Below are 19,221 nucleotides of genomic sequence, written 5' to 3' on the forward strand. Positions count from 1 at the left end.
CACCGCATAATCGGTGGGTTTTTTACTATTATGGGGATGGTTAATATATTTTTTAGGTATGAACTTGTAGTTTCCTATATGCTAAATTAAGTATAAATTAACCTACATTTGGAAAATTCTATGAGAACTGAGCAAGAAATTTTTGATCAACTAGAGTTACTTAGTACCCAAGAAGGTTTTTGGGAAGTTGTCGCTTTTTTTTGTTGTAAAGACACTTTCATTTACTTTTCTAGTGAAAAGTTAGATAGAGAAGCTTTCTCACAAGTTTACGATAGGACTCGGCTATCTAGAACTGAACTTTCGACACTCATTGGCCTTGCATGCAAAAGTGGATTTAATGATAAAAAATTGGAATTAGATAAATTAAAAGAAAAAGCTGAGCTTGTCTGGCGGCTTCTTGACGAATTACACCATAGCTTTTATCCCTCACTAGATATTGAAGCTTTGTCTGCAAAATTTGATAACAAAGATAGTGATGATATACCTGACTTTGGTGAATTCATACGAGATATAAATCCAACTATAGATAAGAATCACTTTATGCGTGAAGCTATTTTCTACGGAGGGGACGGAGTTTTTAAACATCAATATAGAGATTTAGCTAAACGTCGTTATTCTCTTGATGAAGATTGGATTGAAGCACATAAAGGTTTTAGAATTTCGCAAGCAGTTGATATTATTTCTGCAATAGAACAAATTCAATTAGAGAAAGTTAATACAGCTGTCTCTTCAGTAGAAGGTTGGCCATTACCATACCATCTACCTTTATTTAGTTTCAATGTCTCCGAAGTTGTAACTCAAAGTGGTTTGAATGAAGGAGTTGTCAGAGCTGTGATTGCTGCATTTTCGGCTAAGGCTGAAGAAGGGATGAAATGCTTTAAATCCGTAGATGACTTTAACTACAAAAATGCTTTTCCTATAATCAAAGTTGATGAAGATAACTTTGTAAGCTTTCAAGCATATAGCTTATGGGAAGCTCTCTATGAAAATCCGTTCTTTTGGTTTAACGCAGATGACGCTTATAAAGTTATAGCAAGTGACCATAGAGGAGCTTTTACAGAAGATTTTACTGCTGAGCGTTTAGCACTAGTGTTTGGTGAAGAAAATGTTCTAACCAACATAGATATCTTCGATGGTAAAGACAAGGCGGGAGAAATCGATGTCTTGGTCACATTTGGCGAATTCGCGATAGTGGTACAAGCCAAATCCAAAAAGCTCACTATTGAAGCTCGTAAAGGAAATAGTAAGCAACTTGAAAGTGATTTTAAAAAAGCAATTCAAGATGCTTATAACCAAGCGCACTTGTGCAGCCAACTGTTACAGAAAGACGGATGTGTGTATAGAGATGAATCTGGCAACGAAATCAATATTCCATCTAGTTTTAAGACGATATTTCCTGTTTGTATTGTGTCCGATCACTTTCCTGCTCTTTCTGCTCAAGCTAGACACTTTCTAAAGTATCAAACTACCGATGTAATAAAGCACCCTTATGTAATGGATGTTTTTTTAATTGATATGATCACAGAAATGCTGGCATCTCCATTATTGGTTTTAGACTACCTCATTAAGCGAAGCGACTATGGTGAGTCAGTCCTTTCTAACCATGAGCTAGTAATACTTTCAATATACATAAAGCAAAACCTTTATTTCAGTGAAAACCCTGACCTAATTATGCTGGATGATGATATTTCGGTAGATTTGGAGTTAGCGATGCTGGCTAGAAGGGACGGTTATGAAGGCGAAACGACACCTGAAGGTTTACTTACTGCTCATAAAAATACCCATATAGGAGGAATAATCGATGACATTAAATTATCGACTGATTATGGTCTCCAGCAGCTAGGGTTTCTACTTCTATCAATGAGTAGTGATACCATTGACCAACTTAATGAATTCATTTCAAAGATGGTTGCTCAATTTAAAAAGGACTATCGCCACCATGATATTTCTCTTCCTTTTCCCGAGGAAAAAACAGGTTTAACAATTCATTGTAATGAAAACGAAAGTGATACTGCATATAAGAAGCTTGTTGCCCATTGCGAGAAACGAAAATACACTTACAAAGCAGAATCTTGGGTAGGGTGCTGTTTTAGTCCCAACCAAGGTAGATTCCGATTTGCTTCTTACCATGAAAGTAAGTGGGTCAAATCAGATGAGATGGAAAAGTTGGTAGCGAATCTCAAGCCTACTTCATCAGCAGTTCGTATAAAAGATATAAAAAAACTCTCCTTTGGCCAAAAGCCACAGATAACTCATGAAAAGATAGGAAGAAATGAGCCTTGTCCATGCGGTAATGATAAAAAGTACAAGCACTGCTGTATAAACAAGTAGGAACACCCCACAAGCCAGCCTCAAAACGCCCCTTAAACTAGACGTATTCAACGTTTACTTTAAGGGGCTTTTTTCATGCCAAAAAAAACAGAGCTAATTACTTACAATCTAGCTAATCGGGACCGTAAGCACAACGGCATCGATCGCTCAGATATGGACATTAGATCCGCAATCAATCATATCAATTCACCCGGTGTCCAAGAGCTTGTAAATAGTGGCGACCTATTCGGCTATTACGGCCACGAAATCCGCGCACGATTTGGTATGAATCCGCCTGATTCTTGGATTGGACCTAACGGCGAAACAATCCGTATTGAGCCCGCTATTCGCACTATCAAATTGTCAGCAGATAATGACGGCAATGTCAGTGCGAAGCACGAGTTTCTAGATACCGATAGTGGCAAATATTCACGTAACTTGTACCTTGGCAAAGCTGGCGGATTTAGTAGTGCCATCACGCGTAAGCGTGGCAATGCTGGCATGTATGACGTGACAGGTTTTCACGGTTTTGATTACGTACGCCAGCCAAACTACAACACCAATCGTGGCAATGCCTTATTTGACTCCTTATTCATCGAAGGAGAGGAAGGTGAGCTTTGTTTCGACAGTATTACTAACGTCACGCCTCAGCAAGCCGCTATCAAGTCAGCACTTGAGACGGCAATCTTGCATCAATACGACAACATTAATGGGGCTATAAGCGCGCAGGCAATGATTGAGCATTATCAAAATGAAGCCGCGCAAGCTCAAGACGCATATTTAACCCGCCAGCAAAATCTTGAAAGACTCAGAACGCGCCGCGGCGACCGTGAAGACGAAATACTTGATGGCCTAATCTGCCAATCAACTTCATTTGATTCGGTGCAAGCCGAGTGGGATAGCTTTGCTTTTGACAGTACCAGTGATCAAGACCTCAAAACAGCTTTGAGTGCTGCAGAAGAACAAGCGGAACGTTTAGAACTCGCAGAACGCCGTGACCGCCGCTCTATTTTCAGTCGCCTACGTCGTTAATTGGAGCATGTTATGAGTCAAGAACATCATTTAATGTCGCCTCAAGAGTCCATCCAAATCGCGTGGGGTAAGAAGCTTCGTGATTTCAGGCAATGGTGCTCGCCAGCTGGCCAGCAATCAATCAGAGACTGGAAAACACGCCGCGTTGAAGGTGCAATCGTGGTTGGCAAAACCAGCATGATTGATGATGCAGAAGCCTTGCTTAGGTCTGTACAAGAAAACGATAACGCTACCGCCAGTAACGACCCCACAAACTCAGGCACATCTGTCAGTTTGCCAGTCATGATTACTGCCATCAGTGGCGTTGAGTCACCACCTGAAAGGGATATAGTAATTGGCCAACCGTACTGGCAAAACATTGTCGTACCAACTGACCCTTTGCAGCGTGTGGTGCAACTACGCACTACGCCAGTCACTTATCGTTGTCAGATTGCTTTCTTTTGCTCAGACCCTCACGCGGCATCCTCCATTGCCAACCAGTTTGTCAGCTTTTGGAAAAACGAAGCAAAGCGTGGCTTTGACGTGTCTTACGATTTGGCCAACGCTGGCACGACCATTATTAGAGAGAGTTGGAATTTTCGAGTTGTCGAAAATACGCTGTTCCCTGACAAAATTGATATTGGGGTTAAAACAATCTATGGCACGACCGTAGATTGCTTGATTGTAGGACTTGAACCCACAGTCGTCGGTCTTGGCGGGCTTGATGATGACATTACAGACACAGGTGAACCGGACGGCAGCATACCGCCAGGTCTACCGCCAATTGATGGCGGGCGTGATCCTGATGATGAGCTAAACAGTTTCGTCGTTGAGGCTGATGTGATCGAAGAGGCTACAGACACTCATACACGCGTCACCATAGATCCTATCACTGGCCAAATCACTGAAAGCCACATAGGGGGTTATTAGTTATGAGCGAACAAACGCCTAAAAAGCCAATCAACTCAAAAGTCGTTGTTATTGACGCGCGAGCAGCAACTTACGACGGCGACGCGGTAAGAGTGTTAGCAGCAACGCTTGTAGACAGCGGGAAAATCAAAATACAACGCTCAGCAGAATGGAAAGAACAGCTAGTCAATACGCCAAACACCCTTGTCGTCACAGATACGCCAAATGTATTTAACCATTGGGGTATGTCTTTTGATGAGCGAGAGCAGATGCGTGAAGTCATGGCTTCCTATAAAGCTGCAGTAGCAAGCAACTTATTGTTGATTGAGCCTGCATTGAAACAATACGACCCACGCAACGTCATACAGACGCGCAAAGTTGATGACAAGGGGCGTGCACTAGACTTTGACAGCATGGGTATTAATAACGGTCACATTGCCGTATTGCTTGCCGTCTGGGCAGCTAGAAAGGCACACGGTGGCTATGTAATCACACGACCAAGCGAGCAGCTGCAAAATGACGCTGGAGACGACAGCTATGACATGATGCCGTTCAGCATCTAAGTGAGTAGCAATGATAGAGAGTTTATTAGAGCTGCCTGAATGGCTTGAAGTTTGCGACCGGTATCGGTATGACATCACGCGTTTCGCCGTTGAAGCATTAAACATGACGTTTGATGCGGGCCAAGCGGTAACGCATCAACAAGAGCTGCTTTTTAAGTCAATTCAAATACCGGGTAGTCGTACATCGGTTGCTTCAGGCCATGGTTGTTTTGGCTATAACACCAAAATCATGCTGTCAGATGGATCGTCTAAGTATGTGCAAGATATTTGCGTGGACGACCTTCTTATGGGCGATGACGGCAAAAGCGTTCGTAATGTCATGGACCTTGCTCGAGGCACAGAAAACCTCTATCGCTTCACTTATAGCGATGGCAGCAACTACGTTTTTAACGAAAGCCATATCTTGGTAGTACGCCGGGCCGGTATCGAAAAAACTCTAACCGTTAAAGATTATGTCGAGCATGACATTGGTCCTGGCTTTTATTGCTTCAGTAATGTTGGCGGCGTACTGGTTGATATGCCAGTTGTCAGCATTGAGCCGCTAGGTGAAGGTCGGTATTACGGATTTACGCTTGATGGCAATGGTCAGTTTTTGGGTGCTGACGGCATGGTGCTGCATAACACGGGTAAATCCCGTAGTGCTGGCATCATCGCATTGTGGCATCTTCTTTTCTATCCTGAATCCGTCATGTTGTTCACAGCACCGCAAATTGGCCAGCTGCGCACGGTCGTGTGGAAAGAGATTAATATCTGTATCCAGCGCTTGCGCAATAACCCGATACTAGGCTGGCTAGCCGATTTTATCGTCGTGCTATCAGAAAAAATTTACATCAAAGGCTTTAAAGATACCTGGTTCGTGTTCGCCAAAACGGCGCCTAAGCATCAGCCGACAAACATTGCCGGACAGCATGGCGACCACTATATGGTTTGGGCCGACGAAGCATGTGGTATCGATGATGCTGTCATGGAAGTTGCGATCGGTGCATTGACTCATGAAAATAACCGAGCAGTATTAACGAGCCAGCCAGCAACCAATACGGGTTTCTTTTACGACACGCATCACAGTCTAAGCTACAAAAAAGGCGGGATATGGATTGCGTTAGAGTTTAATGGCGAATTATCACCACTGGTTTCTAAAGCCAAGTTAGTCGAAGCCCTATATCAATACGGTAGCCGCAATCACCCCGGTTATCTCATTCGTATTCGTGGCAAGTTCCCTGAATTGAAAGGGAAGTTCCTATTAACACGCTCTGAAATTGCGCGGATGATTAAGCGTAAGCCGGTCGTCACTGAGCAAGACGAATATGGTTATATCATTACAGTCGACGTAGGCGGCAACGTTGGGCGCGATCACAGTGTTATCACCGTCGCAAAAGTTGTTGATAAAGATTATAAGGGCCGTGATGAGCGACACACCCACATTGTCGACATCCCATTGTTTAGCAACCGTGCCGATATCAACGAGCTTAAGGCTCAGATTTACGCAGCAGTTGCAGAGTATCCAGGCGCGACACTGGTTATCGATCCAATGGGCGCGGGTATGGGACTTTGCCAGTCGTTAAAAGCTGAAGGGTTATATTTTGAGTCTGTGCATTGGGGTGGTCCTTGCTTTAACAATTCACTGAAACTGGATTACTTTAATAAGCGCGCTCATGCTTATGTGACCATGACCAGAGCTGTTGATCGCGGGATCTTTAGCATCTCGTCAAAAGTACTCAGGATGTATCAGTTGATGCAGAATTTTGAGACACAGATGAGCCGGTTGCCTTACTTTTTCGATGAGAAGGGACGTTGGGGAATCATGAGTAAGAAAGACATGTTAAGCGAAGGTATTACCTCGCCTGACATCGCGGATACGCTAGCTTTTATTTATATGGAGAGAATTAGCTATTCACCAAGTAATAACGTGACATTTAAAGGTACCGAAAAAGAACAAGAGGACTGGGACGAGCTCAATGAATTTGCCGATGCAATGTAGAGTTATACGCCAGTATTGTTATGTTGGAACACGCCAGCGGCGCCGTGAGATTAGCCGTTAGAATTATAAACATCAAAACAGCAATCACGGATAACAATCATGGCCACAAATCCTAAGCCAATTATTTTTAAAGTCACTGAAGCTGGCAAGCAAGCCGCACTATCTGCCAATGCTGGCACTCCAAAGGTACAAATCAGCCTATCACAAGTTGCTATTGGTATCGGCAAGTACACGCCCACTGGTAATGAGACATCATTAAAATCTGAGATTATGAAAGGACCTATAGTATCAGGTGATATCGAACGTGCCAGCAATACACTTAGATTTAGTAGTGATATAACATCGCCCACAACAAAATCTATTTATGAAGTGGGTTTGTTTACAGATACAGGGATTTTATTCGCGGTCGCAGCATCAGAAGATGATGCGCTATTTACTGTGCATCCTGATATTACGTTTGTCATGTCGTACGGATTATCACTTAAAGAAGTAGACGCTGAAAATATCACTGTAACCACCGATCCAAATGGTGCGTTATCTCTTGTGATTATGGAAAACCACTTGGCCGCGCCTGATCCCCATCCGCAATACTTGAATAAAACCCGTTTTCAGATGGCTATGCAGGCCCTTTATCCGTTCGGCTACCAGCACCATACGCACATACCCGTTAATCCTAAGCCGCTATTTGACGACATTTTAGGGTTAGATACGGCGTGGAGACGTGTTACTGGCAAGATCTTTGTATCATCTGATCCAAGCGACCCATTTATTAACGACTATGGCATTGTGCTAGGTCAGCGCGGTATAACTGATCTAGCGGCAAGTGGCGCACGTCCACACGTCTACCCACTACAAACGACACATACATTCGAGCGTTACGACCCTGAAGATAATATTGAGACGGTCTGGAAAGTGGTTGCCAATAAAACGGCCATTAACGAGGGTAGTACCGTCCGCTTTACTATAACGGCCAATAACTTGCCAGACGGTCAAATACTTAACTTGTCGGTCAAGGAAGGGGTATTAAACGCCAGTAGTAACGACATAACCACGCCCGAAAAAAGCGATAATAGTACGGTTATACTCAGAAACGGCCAAGCTGTTATCGACTTTACTACCACACCCGATGACCACGAAGAAGAAGCGCAAAAACACGTCCGTTTGATCGTTGGCGCACCCGCTAATTTGTCGCTCAATGTACCAATTACGGATGCTGGGTACAATGAGACGGTCGTTCACATAACGCAGAGCACTAACAATGGTATTGAGCTTGATGAGTATTACAAACAACAAAGCGGATCATATCCAACGGCAACCGATAATGTCCGTTTTATTGTTGACGCTGGCGTGGACATTGTAGCGCCTAATACGACAACACCAGCCATAGTAGATGGCAGTAAATGGCCGCTAGGTTCAGAAATTATCATCGAAAACCGTGGTCGTATCTTAGGACGCGGTGGTGATGGTGGGCGTAGTGCGTATAAGCGTAAATCTTGGGGTAGTGATGGAGATATATTAAGCACAAGCAAATCGCTAATGAGAAACCCTGAGGCTGGCGGTAACGGCGGTACGTCCGTTAAAGCGCTAACAACGGCAATCGTTGTTGAGAATTACAACATAGTTGCTGCTGGTGGTGGTGGTGGTGGTGGACTTGGTGCTTACAAAACTGGCGGCTCTGCTGGTTATGTTATTGGTGGTGGTGGTACTGGTGGCGGTGCGCCATTCGGTCAAAGGTCACCCAACGAGTCAACATACACAATGTACCTGCAAGATGACGCTGTGACGGATTTAAAATTACCTTTACCTGAAAGCGGATTTTACGCAATACTCTTTCAGCGTGTTGCGGGGTCATTGGCTAACACTTCAGGGTCAGAAGGGGACTACTACTACCCGTCTGAATATACCGCCTCAGATATAGAGGAAACACGCGCCATAAACTTAGAGTTATCAACCACATCAACAAACTCTAGAGCTTCAACTGGTTTTTCTAAATACAGAATATTCCATTCAGCGGGTTATGCTTTAAATGGCGCGCTTCAATTAAAAATGTCTCAATCAGCAAATTTAAACAATAAAGGATTGGGCGGGGCTAACTTAGCGGCATCCGTGACGGATTCAGATTCCGCTACTAGCTCACCTTATCCAGAGGGAGACGATGCAACATTAACCCGTGGCGGTAACGGTGGTGATTTTGGTGAGTCTGGTGAATCAGGACACTTTGACAAGCTTTATCTTTACACGGGTGATCAAGCAACAGATGCAACCCCTGCCGATATGAATTGGTATATACCACCAGCCAGTGGCGGGTTAGCTGGGTATGCAAAAGAGGGTAACGTGACTATTACCAATTTTGGCAGTGGTACAACCAAAGGGCGCTAGCGTTATGAGAAATATCTATCTAAACGCTGTTCGCACTCATGTTGACCTTCTATATCGACGAGGGCGTACAGATAAGCTGATCGTATGGGACGTGGGTACAGATGAGACGCATGACCCAACCCTTATCGCATACCGTGTATATGGCAACCGTGACGACGCAGATGTTGTCATGGTTTGCGCTGGCACCAATCGTATTGGCGAGGCATTACCAAATCGCCGTATATACTTGCCGATGCTGGCAAGCTTAACTGAGCTTAAGCGATCACATATCGTAAAGGAGTCAGCAAATGCCCTTCAGTGATATGGAAGACTTCTTAAGCCCGGATCGTGAAGACAGTACAAGTTATCAAGATCGCAAGCTTAACAGTATGACACTTGAAGAACTTAGGCAGTGGCGAACGCAAACTGGTAAGACCGTTGGCCAACAGCGTAAGCATGCCAGCCGTCACAATCAATATCTTAAAGATGCGATGGCTGACATCAAGCATGGCGAACGTCTGACAACGAAAAAGCTAGAATCACTTGTTAAGAGCGCCAAAAGTAAGGCCGGCATTAGTGCTGGCGAGTTGCTTGAATTTACCCTTGGCGATACGAAGCGCAACCGCGAGCTGAAAAAGACGCTCAATGCTGCGGTGTTAGAAGCGTACCTGGCGAACGTCAAAGCAGCTTCAAACAAATTCTTGGGCGGTATTACGCCTCAACAGGTAATTAACCAGTCACGTATAGAAGACATCAAACGCGCTAATACCCAAATCCATCTTGCCAGCGTCTTCAAGCGCAAAGGCAATGTGATCAGTTTTTTCACGAACGCCGGTATCGGTAGTAAAGACACTCATCATTATGTGACGGTACAGCTGCTTGATTACCCTAATCTATTGCTGAGTCGGACTAAAGCGCCAAGCATAGTTGACGTAAGAAAAGCCGTCATTGATGGCAAGGTCAGGTTTGATTGTGACTGCGGTCGCCATCAGTATTGGTATCGTTATGTTGCCACAGTAGGCAAGTATAATTACGGCCTCGATGAAAACCGCTATCCTTCAACTCGCAACCCTAAATTAACTGGTGTGGCTTGTAAGCATGCACTACGCGTCATGAAGTACGTCACAAGTGCGCATATGATTTCTAAGATACAAGGTTATGCACGGGACGATATTGCCAAAGCCAGCAATCAGGTTAAGCCTCATCGTCGCACCGGTACCGAGTTAGAGCGTGAGGCGATGAAGCAGACTCAAGCACTGAATAATTGGAACGGTCGTTTGCATTGGAGCAAGCGAATCGAACAAGCGGCAACAGATGCTCAAAAGCAAATCAAGGCAGAACAAAAGGCGGCTCAAGCTCGCCAGCCTAATCAACCGACGCAGGCAGAACGTAGTAGTTACCAGTACGCTAAAAAGCAAATTACCAGGCAAGGCGTGCCTGACAACTTCAAAGCCATCTATCAGTCTGAAATTAAAAACTATCAAGCAAAATGGGGCAAGCAATGAGCTTACGTATTGAAAATAAGTTGGTTGCGAGTGGCCAACGTCTGACAAATAGAATTATCACGTTACGCAGTCAGTCTGTGATTCCAGCTTTTGTGTTTCGCCGCGTCGTTAAGCCTGTGACAAATAGCGATAATGAGCGCAAATTTGATACGTGGGCAGGACTTGGCGTAGTCAGTAGCAGCGAGGATCATGCTATCGATTACGAACAATTAGGTCATGCCATGGTTTTGATGCTTGATATGCTTGGCGGCGCATCTCATGACACTGGCATGTTCATTTTGCCTGAAGAGATGTCATCAATGGCATTGATTGAGCCCTATGATATTGAGCTTCAAGGTGATGATCGTTTGAAAAATGCGCCTGATTGGGAGCCAAAGAAAGGGGACCTCTTTTGCTTACTGCTCAATGAACACAAAGAGTATCATGAGTGTACTGGTGTTATGGGTTTATCAATGATGGCAAATCACGGTAAGCGTTACGCATTAGCGCAACGTTTTGACCTCAATTATCTAGATGCGTTCAGAGAAGAAGATATAGACGATGTGGCAGTACCTTATGAGTAATCAACGAATTAAACTTATCGATTTAAAAAGAAAAGCCGCTAACTAAGCGGCTTTTTTACGTTTGGAACACCCCTAAATCGCTTATCCGAAAGGCTATTAACATTAATCCTATCAATTTAGATGTTTTACATATCCAACCCGGACCACATAGGATTAATACCCATGGATAAGAAGCAAGCAGCAATTTTAAACAAGGCCGCGCAGAAAGAAGTACAGGCAACACGCCGTGTCATGCGCTTTTTAGAAGACAAAAACACCGCTGGTAATGAAGAAGTGGCGTTTGACTCTATGCTGGCAAGCAACAAAGGTGGCCGTGAAGCGGCGATGGCTGACTTGCCAGTTTCAATGCAGCGCATGCTATCTAGCCCATATATGGCAGAAGACAAGCAGGCTATTTTCGATGGTTTAGCTGATGGTATCGCGGAGTATCAACGCCGTAATGGCGGTGAAATGCCTGATGAGTACGCTGTTGCTGCTGCACTAACTACTGCAGCATGTATGTTCGGTCTTGAAAAGCAAGATCCTAACGAACGTACTTTTGACAGCCTAACGTTAGGACATCACGAAGCATTAAGTATCGTGCCTGCAGCCACGTCAGTTGTGATTGCGATAGGTATTTCAAATTCATTGCCAATCGTAACGATGTTGCCCAACCCAACCGGTAGTAATGAGCTTCCCTTGGTATATGGCAATGCTGTTGCTGGGATTGACATGGGCGTTATGCGTCGTGGCGATTTAATGGATGGTCCAAAATCGGGCATGCCTTATCTTGAGAACATTCATACAGTCACAATGGACGACGATGACGAAGGTGAGTTTAGTGTCGTGTCTCATGTTGCTTATACGGCAGAAACCCGCGATAACAATACGACTAAATTTATTGTTGATGATAAATCTTCATTAGCGCCGTTTCTAGGCGGGCGCGTTACGGTATTTGTCAAAGGTATTGCGATCGCTGAAGATAAAAGTCGCAATCATCCAACAACTGAAGGCGCAAGCCCATTAGTACAAATTGAACCAGTTAAAATTGGTGATAAAAATTACATCTTCACATCTGGTATAGCCGATCTTGATACTCATAAGATTACCGCTAAGTTTGACGGTACTAATGGTGATTTGCCTGAAGCGGACGATGTAACGGTTGAGTTGATTTTTGATTACGAACGCAAAGACAGAAACGGCAATAAAATCTTGCGTGAACCGTCAACTGACATGAAGTTTTTACACCGTTCTATCTTTGCTCATCCAAGCCGCTCACGCTCTACTGCCACGATTGATGCAATAACTCAGTTGGCTAACGAATTAGGTATTAACTGGTTCGGAGCAGCACAAACGATTGTTACGCAACGTTACTATTTCGAACAACATGGACGCTTGTTACGCACCGCTGTCAACATGTGTCTCTCTAACCAAGATCCTAAAACGGGTCGCGTAATGACGTTTGATTTTGCGAAAACTGGCGTGGTACATAATAGCTTGTCGACAGCATTGTCTAATTTGCGTATGACGCTAAGTAAAGGTCGTACGCGTCTGTCTCGAGTAATCAATATGCCAGTCGCAGGCTATGATGTTTGGGTATCAGACAATGGCGCCGCGGTCTTTACTGGTATGGATGAAAAGTATTTTGAACCGACTGACTTGCCGTACGGTGACCAAACTAGCGTTTATCGTATTGGCCGTTTGAAGAGTAGTGGTGCTAACGTTTATTACGTACCCGAATCGATGGGTGTGTTTAACGAAAAAGATGACGGTACTACTGCACAGGCATTAATGTCACCGCGTACTCTCCAGCGTGCTAAAGCTCCGTTTGTAGGACTTATTGCAGTACCACCAATGGTCTTAACATCAAACGCTGATGCGTTTGAGCAAGATGTTGCTACTTATACTCGTCAAGGCGCTCAAGTTAACCCGATTCCACGTTTTGCGAATCAATTTATCTTAGTCGAAATGCTCAATATCCCGCAAATGTAAGCGGTAAAACCGTAAATAGTTAGCCACCTAAACCTTGTTGTCAGTCGTGGCAGCAAGGTTTTTTTAACAAATACAATATTCTAAGGATTGATTATGACCGATATCAAAGTGTTACCAGGTAATTTGAAAGAAATTGAAAAAAAACCTCGTTTTGTACAGTTTTATAAGAGCCATAATGTAGAGGCGTTACAAGAAATACTGGTTGACCTTGAAGTCAATTACCGTAGCGATGACAACAAAGCCGCGCTGGTTTGGCGTGTCATGAATGCTAAGGGAATGGATTTTGATGACGCAGCCAATGACCGCATTGATGAGCAAGATGATTCAACGGTAGAAGACGAACTAAACACTGGTGAAAACTTAGAAACAGCTGAGGCAAATACTGATGAAAATGTACAGACGGTTCAAGATGATACTAGCGATGAGCATGATGCGCCTAGCGAGCAGCCGAATGTCGAAGTTGGTACCGACGCCGATAAAACAGGCTCAGATAGTATCGAAAAGTCTGACGAAGTGGTTGACGTTGCCGACCATGATGCGCCGTCGAATATTAGTGACAGCAATGACGATCGCGCAGACGAAGCTGACAAGCCAGCAGAAACGGCAGGTCAGCTACCCGCCGATGATTCAGCACCCATTGACGAAACGCCACCTGAAAAAGTTTTAGAGCAAAACAATACGCCACGTGAGTCATTTCAAGAGATGGTAGAGCGCATGCGAGCGTCAGCGCCACACATTAGCGTCAAAAACACTGGTGATTTTGATATTTATGAACCTGCCAGCTGCACCCTTATTAAAGCTGGTCGTATCACAGATATATACATAAAGCCGAATACTGACAAGGATAAAATTGTTCGAAATATTGAGCAGCTTAATAGTACGCGTGGCAAGAAATTGCATATCACTAATTAATGATTCTTATTAGCCTAATAGTGATCACGGCTGGCTTGTGATCACTTTCCAACAATAATCAGAGTAGGATTAAGTCATGATTGAGAGCAAAATTTTAGGCAGTGCGCCTGGCATACAGCGCCAAGATGTAATCGATAAATCAGAGACGACCGTTTTACCATCACTTACCAATGGTGTAATAACGGGTCGTTTTAAGCGCGGTCGCATGGACAGGCCGTTCAAAGTGACAGCGAAGAATTATAAGGCGCTATTAGGTCACGATCCTTCTAATCCGAGTTACTTAGCTGTTGAGGATGCGTTTAGACGTGGTATTAGCGAAGTAAGTATCTTGCGTACTGGCGGTGGTAAATTTGTCACGCCAATGTCAGAAATCAGCTACCTAAACATGAATATGCCACCAGAGATCCTATCGACAGTAGCGGAGTAAACCATGTTCACGTCAGCAATGCTTCAAATGGAATTAAACGATGGTAGCGGCGCATTCATCCATCATTTCTCGCAAGATATACTTTTGCCATTATTACCAAATAATGCCGTCATTAATGAGAGCGACATTGTGGTAGCCATTCTTTTTTATGAATTTTTTATGTCAAATCCCGTCAATGGTAGTCTGGGGGATTACACATATTTAGATGGCGCTATGAGACTAAAATCATTGACACGCTCAATAAGCAACACCTCACAAGTAGAGCCTTACAGCTCAGTGGTTATGGGCGATTATCAAAGCTCAACTACTAATATTGGACATAGTGACACGGTGAGTATGGTGTGTTTTAGTGAAAGCACACTAAAGAAAAGCTTTATTGAAAGCTTACGAGGCGCTGGCCTATCAGGTGATCAGGTAGCGCAATTAGAGGCAATGAACCTACAAGAAATACCCAGCGTTTTAGAGGGTTTTGGTATTGGTTTAGTGGCAATGCCTCAATTTATCAAAAATCCCAAACTAACGATTACCAGAGTAAAGCCCGATGACTTTACGGCGGTGTCTAGTGAGTATGGGGATGGCTCATCATTTTTCGATGCGTTTGATCTGGTCAAAGAGCGAGTGACACGCCAAGAGTCGTCTTTAAACAGCACTGGTTACGCGCCAGCCGTTTACACCGACAATGGCGGTGACGGGTCTAATGACACTATCGTCTTTAATGGCGGGTATGCAATGGCATTTAGATACCCAAGTCCGACACCCATGCCAGACCTACCGACAATAAGTTAATTAAGGATAGTTTTATGGATATGTCACCAGTATTAAAAACAAGCGTTAGCGATGGTAGCGGCGTGTTTTTTCATGCTTTTTCGGAGAGCGTATACGAGCCGTATATACCCAGCCCGTCGAAGCCTGTAGATTTAGATGATTACGTTGTTAGTGTGCTTTTGTCTCGATTTTTTGCAGCAGAGAACCCCTATGCCGCACTGAATAACGGAAAGCCTTTTATTCGCAGCATCCCGTTATCAAACGTTGTGGAAATTGACAGCGCTGGACAGTTAGCAATAGGAGCAGTCATAAGCTCAATTACAGATCCTAGTCATAGCAATACGGTTAGTTTGGCGTGTTTCGATGAAGTTTTATTAAGACGTTTCATTGTGAATGGTTTTTCGGGGAGTGGCGGTGGCGTCCCAGACCAACAGGCATTAACCCTTATGGACTTAATAAGAGACACACCCATTGATCAGTTAGATCGCGTTTTGAGTGAGGCGTTGACTGCTTCAAGCGGGGGTAATGCAGAATTTGAGCTAAAAATACTCAAAGATCCTAAACTGACTATTAGCCGCCTTACTCAATCAGATTTTAGCGCGGTTCGAAACCAATGGTTCGGTACACCAGAAATGCCATTTTTCGATGCGTTTGATCTGGTCAAAGAGCGAGTGACACGCCAAGAGTCGTCTTTAAACAGCACTGGTTACGCGCCAGCCGTTTACACCGACAATGGCGGTGACGGGTCTAATGACACTATAGTCTTTAAGGCGGGTTACGGCATGACGCAAAAAATAACAAGCTTAACTTAAAAGCAGCTAAACAAGCTATGGAACACCCCTAAACGTCTCAATCAAACCTTGCCTATACTGATGAAATACCAACACAGTATAGGCATTTTATTATGACCCAACAGACGCTATATCTTAGTATTCTTGCGTCATCCATGACGTTAAGCAATGCGCCTAACTCCAGTTCGCTGGCTAGCATTGCGATGGATACCCACTACAATTTTGATTCAAACGTTATTGCTACGGTAATGGTTGTTGATGATAAAAAAGCAGCACCCGCCAGAGATCCGCTAAACAATCTTATTTTTAATATCACATTCACCGATAAAATCGATGGCAGTGAAATTACTCAAATGCAGGGCTACTTGTATACTGGCGGCGGTATTGAGGCGTTAGAAGAAAATCATTCCACTGAGTTTGGCTATATCAGTAAAAAACTAGATTTTTATGGCGCCATGGACAGTGAATACGATTTCTTTGATTCAGTGGTTACAAGTTATCGCGCTAGTGATGCTGAAAAAATCAAAGCCGCATTGGTTGCTAATAGTGTCTTGAATAACATGGGTGCATACCGGGTTAAGTCAAAAGAGCTTGCGGTACCAGCCAGCCCAGCAGTTGATTTAACACCTATACAGATTAAAAATAACTTACTCAATATGCGTGACTTACCACGCTACATTGTTACGTGTGAGACTGATAGTTTGCCGAATATTGAAGCGCTTGCTGAAGTGGCAGACAAGCTCAACGGACATATTTTTATTGATATTGGCGATATCTCGGATTGGCAATCAGCTGTAGCGATTAGTGAAGCGTTCAACTTTAACGATCACCGCATTAGTTTGTTTTGGAATCCAAACAAATCACGGCCAAATAACGCTGCATCGGTTTTAGCGCGCAAGAAATGGCGTCCATGCGTTGGTGATTATTTAGGTCAAATTTTAATCCGTAACGCCGCTGTCGATGCTTCAGGCATACCGCCCCTCAATCGCCCAATTGCTGGCTATGACTTCCCTATATCTTTTCGTGATATGGAAAAGTTTGGTGGCTTAACGCTTGATGAAGAAGCGCAAAATGCGCTTGCCGATGCTGGTGTTAATGTAGTAATCAATGAAAGATTCGCAGGTGGTGATCGTTGGATTTATGGCGATGCACTGACGCAATACGATAGTGCTAACAGTGCTTTAAAACTAATCAATGCTTCAGAATCTGTCACTTTCACTGATAACGGCGTTGTTAGTATTGTTAAAAAGCATTTGCTGAAGGGAATGGCAAGCTTTATCAAAGATGCAACCAGCGAATGTGAGCGCTTTCTCAATGCTTGTGCTGTAGATGATGAAGGCAATGGCTTGTTAGAAAAATCAGAAGAGTTAGGTGGTCTGTATTATGCATTACGCATTACGCGACGCCCTAGTGACCCATTCACAAAAGCCGACGTGGAATTAAGCCGCCGTCCTCAAGGTTGTGCACGCCAAGTATTCTTTAAAACAACCGTTACTAAATAAATTACTAGGCGCTGCTTGCCAGCAGTGCCCAGCCATTATGTAAACCACACAACACCATTAAAAAGTTAAGGATTCTCTTATGAATAGTCATATGACTCAAAAACGTCTTGATCGACAATTTAAGCGTGAACAAGACCAGCTTCAATTAGATTCACTGGCACCTCAAGACGCTGCTACCAAACTCGGCGATAGCGCTATTAATGAGCGTGAGGCTATTGCTGTTACCAGTCAAATGCGTATCAAAGCTTTATATGTCATTTTTATGCTAGCCGCCATGCTATCTGATGAAGAGTATGATGGCGAAGATCTATTGCCTAGTGAGGCTTTAGATAGCTTGATGACCGAAGCGTTTGTTGATCGCGACGACGATTCAGATGATGGCAGTACGATTGATCAATACGTGCGCGCTACATTCTCAGCTCACGTATCAGATGCGCTATCAACCATGGGCGTCGAAGACTCAGTGATCCAAGACGTCTTTGATGATGATGTAGAGGTTGCAGACGCAGCGGTATTGGTAGCTGCAGAAGTGGTGTTAGAAGGTATGCCCGAAGATGGTCAGCCGTTTGAAGATTTTGTTGCCGCTTTTGCTTATAGCGATGACATGGACGCTGCAGACTCAGAAGAAGATGCGACAAGCTTTGATAGCATGAGTGAGCCTGAATATCAGTTTGATGCCGCTGGCAAGAAATTGCGGGTTGGTAAAAAAACGGTTAAGAAAGTCAACGGCAAGACGCTCGTTTACAAAGCGGTCAAAGCAATTCGTAACGGTAAGAAAGTCACAATCAATAAACGCATGAGCGGTAACCCGTTGCTTAAAGCGTCACAAAAAGCGGCGCTTAAGAAAGCTCGTAGAAAAGCGGGTACCGCCTCTTCAGTGCGTAAGCAAATCAAGTCATTTGGCAAAGGTATGCGAATGAATTTGTATAAGGGTAATCCTAAGCGCTTGGCAGCTCTAAAACGCGCTGGTTCTGCGAGATACTTCAACTCATAGAATAGAGGCAATTTGAAAATAAAAAAACAGTCTCATAGCGAGGCTGTTTTTTTGGAACACGGTCAGGTCGGTGTTATCTGCGCACTCTACAATAGATTAATAATTATTTTAATCATTAGTCAACGAAGGTAACCATGAAACTATCAGATATCACTGTCAAAACACCACTTGTTAGAGACTTTGTTAAGCGTCTCACTCAGTCGACCAAGCAAGGCATACCGATTGTACAGATTGAGAAGACCAAGCGTGTGAATGGCGCCAGTGTTAGACCCGTGCTTATGTCGTTAGAGAATGGCCAATCAATTAGGCTTTATATCAGGCTGGCTGGTAACGATGATCACTTAGATATATTCCGCATTGACCTAAATGGTAAGCAGGTACCCATATCAGGCGACTTTGATAACAGTTATTTGCCAGCTTTCAACTTATCAGTCGATGCGATTGCCAACACAATCAGAAGTGGACAAAAAGCCTTTTCAGCAAAAGTGGCCAAGCAAAAAATTAAAGGCGCGCCTGTTAGAAATACCAACATCCCCAAAAATCTTGCCCAGCAGCGTAACGCCATACTCGAGCAGTCAAAAGAGCGTGATGAGATCATCAAACGAAAAACCGATGAAAAAAGCCAGTTGACGGCCCAGCTTGAACAACTAAACAGCAAGTAA

17 protein-coding genes are annotated in these 19,221 nt (G+C 43.9%); all 17 read left to right on the plus strand.

All coding sequences use genetic code 11. The annotated features are described in order from the left end of the window. The first annotated feature begins 120 nt into the window (after positions 1-120). The 17 genes from RH96_RS02775 to RH96_RS02855 all read left to right on the plus strand — a co-directional run bounded on the left by RH96_RS02775 (position 121) and on the right by RH96_RS02855 (position 19,221). A complete protein-coding gene (locus tag RH96_RS02775; RefSeq protein WP_010197072.1) occupies positions 121-2,331 on the plus strand; it encodes an NERD domain-containing protein in 2,211 nt (736 codons plus the stop codon). Positions 2,332-2,406: 75 nt separating this feature from the next. After that, positions 2,407-3,342 (plus strand): hypothetical protein, encoded by a 936-nt coding sequence (locus tag RH96_RS02780; protein ID WP_010197073.1) that lies wholly within the window; start codon positions 2,407-2,409, stop codon positions 3,340-3,342. A gap of 12 nt (positions 3,343-3,354) precedes the next feature. Next, positions 3,355-4,251 (plus strand): hypothetical protein, encoded by an 897-nt coding sequence (locus tag RH96_RS02785; protein ID WP_010197074.1) that lies wholly within the window; start codon positions 3,355-3,357, stop codon positions 4,249-4,251. Positions 4,252-4,253: 2 nt separating this feature from the next. Beyond that, on the plus strand, positions 4,254-4,793 hold the full coding sequence (locus RH96_RS02790) for a hypothetical protein (RefSeq protein ID WP_010197075.1): 540 nt from the start codon (positions 4,254-4,256) through the stop codon (positions 4,791-4,793). Positions 4,794-4,803: 10 nt separating this feature from the next. Beyond that, entirely contained in the window at positions 4,804-6,771 is a 1,968-nt protein-coding gene (locus RH96_RS02795; RefSeq protein ID WP_010197077.1) for a Hint domain-containing homing endonuclease, read from the plus strand. 99 nt (positions 6,772-6,870) lie between these two features. Further along, positions 6,871-9,150: a phage tail protein gene (locus RH96_RS14500; protein WP_010197078.1), complete on the plus strand. Its 2,280-nt coding sequence runs from the start codon at positions 6,871-6,873 to the stop codon at positions 9,148-9,150. Between the two features lie 4 nt (positions 9,151-9,154). Beyond that, positions 9,155-9,451, plus strand: coding sequence for a hypothetical protein (locus RH96_RS02805; protein WP_010197079.1), 297 nt, complete (start codon positions 9,155-9,157; stop codon positions 9,449-9,451). After that, positions 9,438-10,634, plus strand: a complete 1,197-nt coding sequence (locus RH96_RS02810) for a hypothetical protein (RefSeq protein ID WP_010197080.1) — start codon at positions 9,438-9,440, stop codon at positions 10,632-10,634. The genes RH96_RS02805 and RH96_RS02810 overlap by 14 nt, the downstream gene beginning before the upstream one ends. Continuing rightward, the gene (locus RH96_RS02815; RefSeq protein ID WP_010197081.1) at positions 10,631-11,197 is read left to right on the plus strand and encodes a hypothetical protein; all 567 of its coding nucleotides are present in this window, start codon (positions 10,631-10,633) and stop codon (positions 11,195-11,197) included. Before RH96_RS02810 ends, RH96_RS02815 begins: the two co-directional genes overlap by 4 nt. A 162-nt stretch (positions 11,198-11,359) precedes the next feature. Then, positions 11,360-13,168: a hypothetical protein gene (locus RH96_RS02820; RefSeq protein ID WP_010197082.1), complete on the plus strand. Its 1,809-nt coding sequence runs from the start codon at positions 11,360-11,362 to the stop codon at positions 13,166-13,168. Between the two features lie 93 nt (positions 13,169-13,261). Then, on the plus strand, positions 13,262-14,080 hold the full coding sequence (locus tag RH96_RS02825; protein WP_010197084.1) for a hypothetical protein: 819 nt from the start codon (positions 13,262-13,264) through the stop codon (positions 14,078-14,080). Between the two features lie 76 nt (positions 14,081-14,156). Next, positions 14,157-14,507, plus strand: a complete 351-nt coding sequence (locus RH96_RS02830) for a hypothetical protein (RefSeq protein WP_010197086.1) — start codon at positions 14,157-14,159, stop codon at positions 14,505-14,507. 3 nt (positions 14,508-14,510) lie between these two features. Then, entirely contained in the window at positions 14,511-15,293 is a 783-nt protein-coding gene (locus tag RH96_RS02835) for a hypothetical protein (RefSeq protein ID WP_010197088.1), read from the plus strand. A 14-nt stretch (positions 15,294-15,307) separates the two neighbouring features. Then, on the plus strand, positions 15,308-16,084 hold the full coding sequence (locus RH96_RS02840) for a hypothetical protein (RefSeq protein WP_010197089.1): 777 nt from the start codon (positions 15,308-15,310) through the stop codon (positions 16,082-16,084). Between the two features lie 92 nt (positions 16,085-16,176). Beyond that, the gene (locus RH96_RS02845) at positions 16,177-17,565 is read left to right on the plus strand and encodes a hypothetical protein (protein WP_010197090.1); all 1,389 of its coding nucleotides are present in this window, start codon (positions 16,177-16,179) and stop codon (positions 17,563-17,565) included. Between the two features lie 79 nt (positions 17,566-17,644). Beyond that, positions 17,645-18,559: a hypothetical protein gene (locus RH96_RS02850; protein ID WP_010197092.1), complete on the plus strand. Its 915-nt coding sequence runs from the start codon at positions 17,645-17,647 to the stop codon at positions 18,557-18,559. Positions 18,560-18,693: 134 nt separating this feature from the next. Further along, a complete protein-coding gene (locus RH96_RS02855) occupies positions 18,694-19,221 on the plus strand; it encodes a hypothetical protein (protein WP_010197093.1) in 528 nt (175 codons plus the stop codon).

Source organism: Psychrobacter sp. PAMC 21119, assembly GCF_000247495.1.
Classification (GTDB): Bacteria; Pseudomonadota; Gammaproteobacteria; order Pseudomonadales; family Moraxellaceae; genus Psychrobacter; species Psychrobacter glaciei.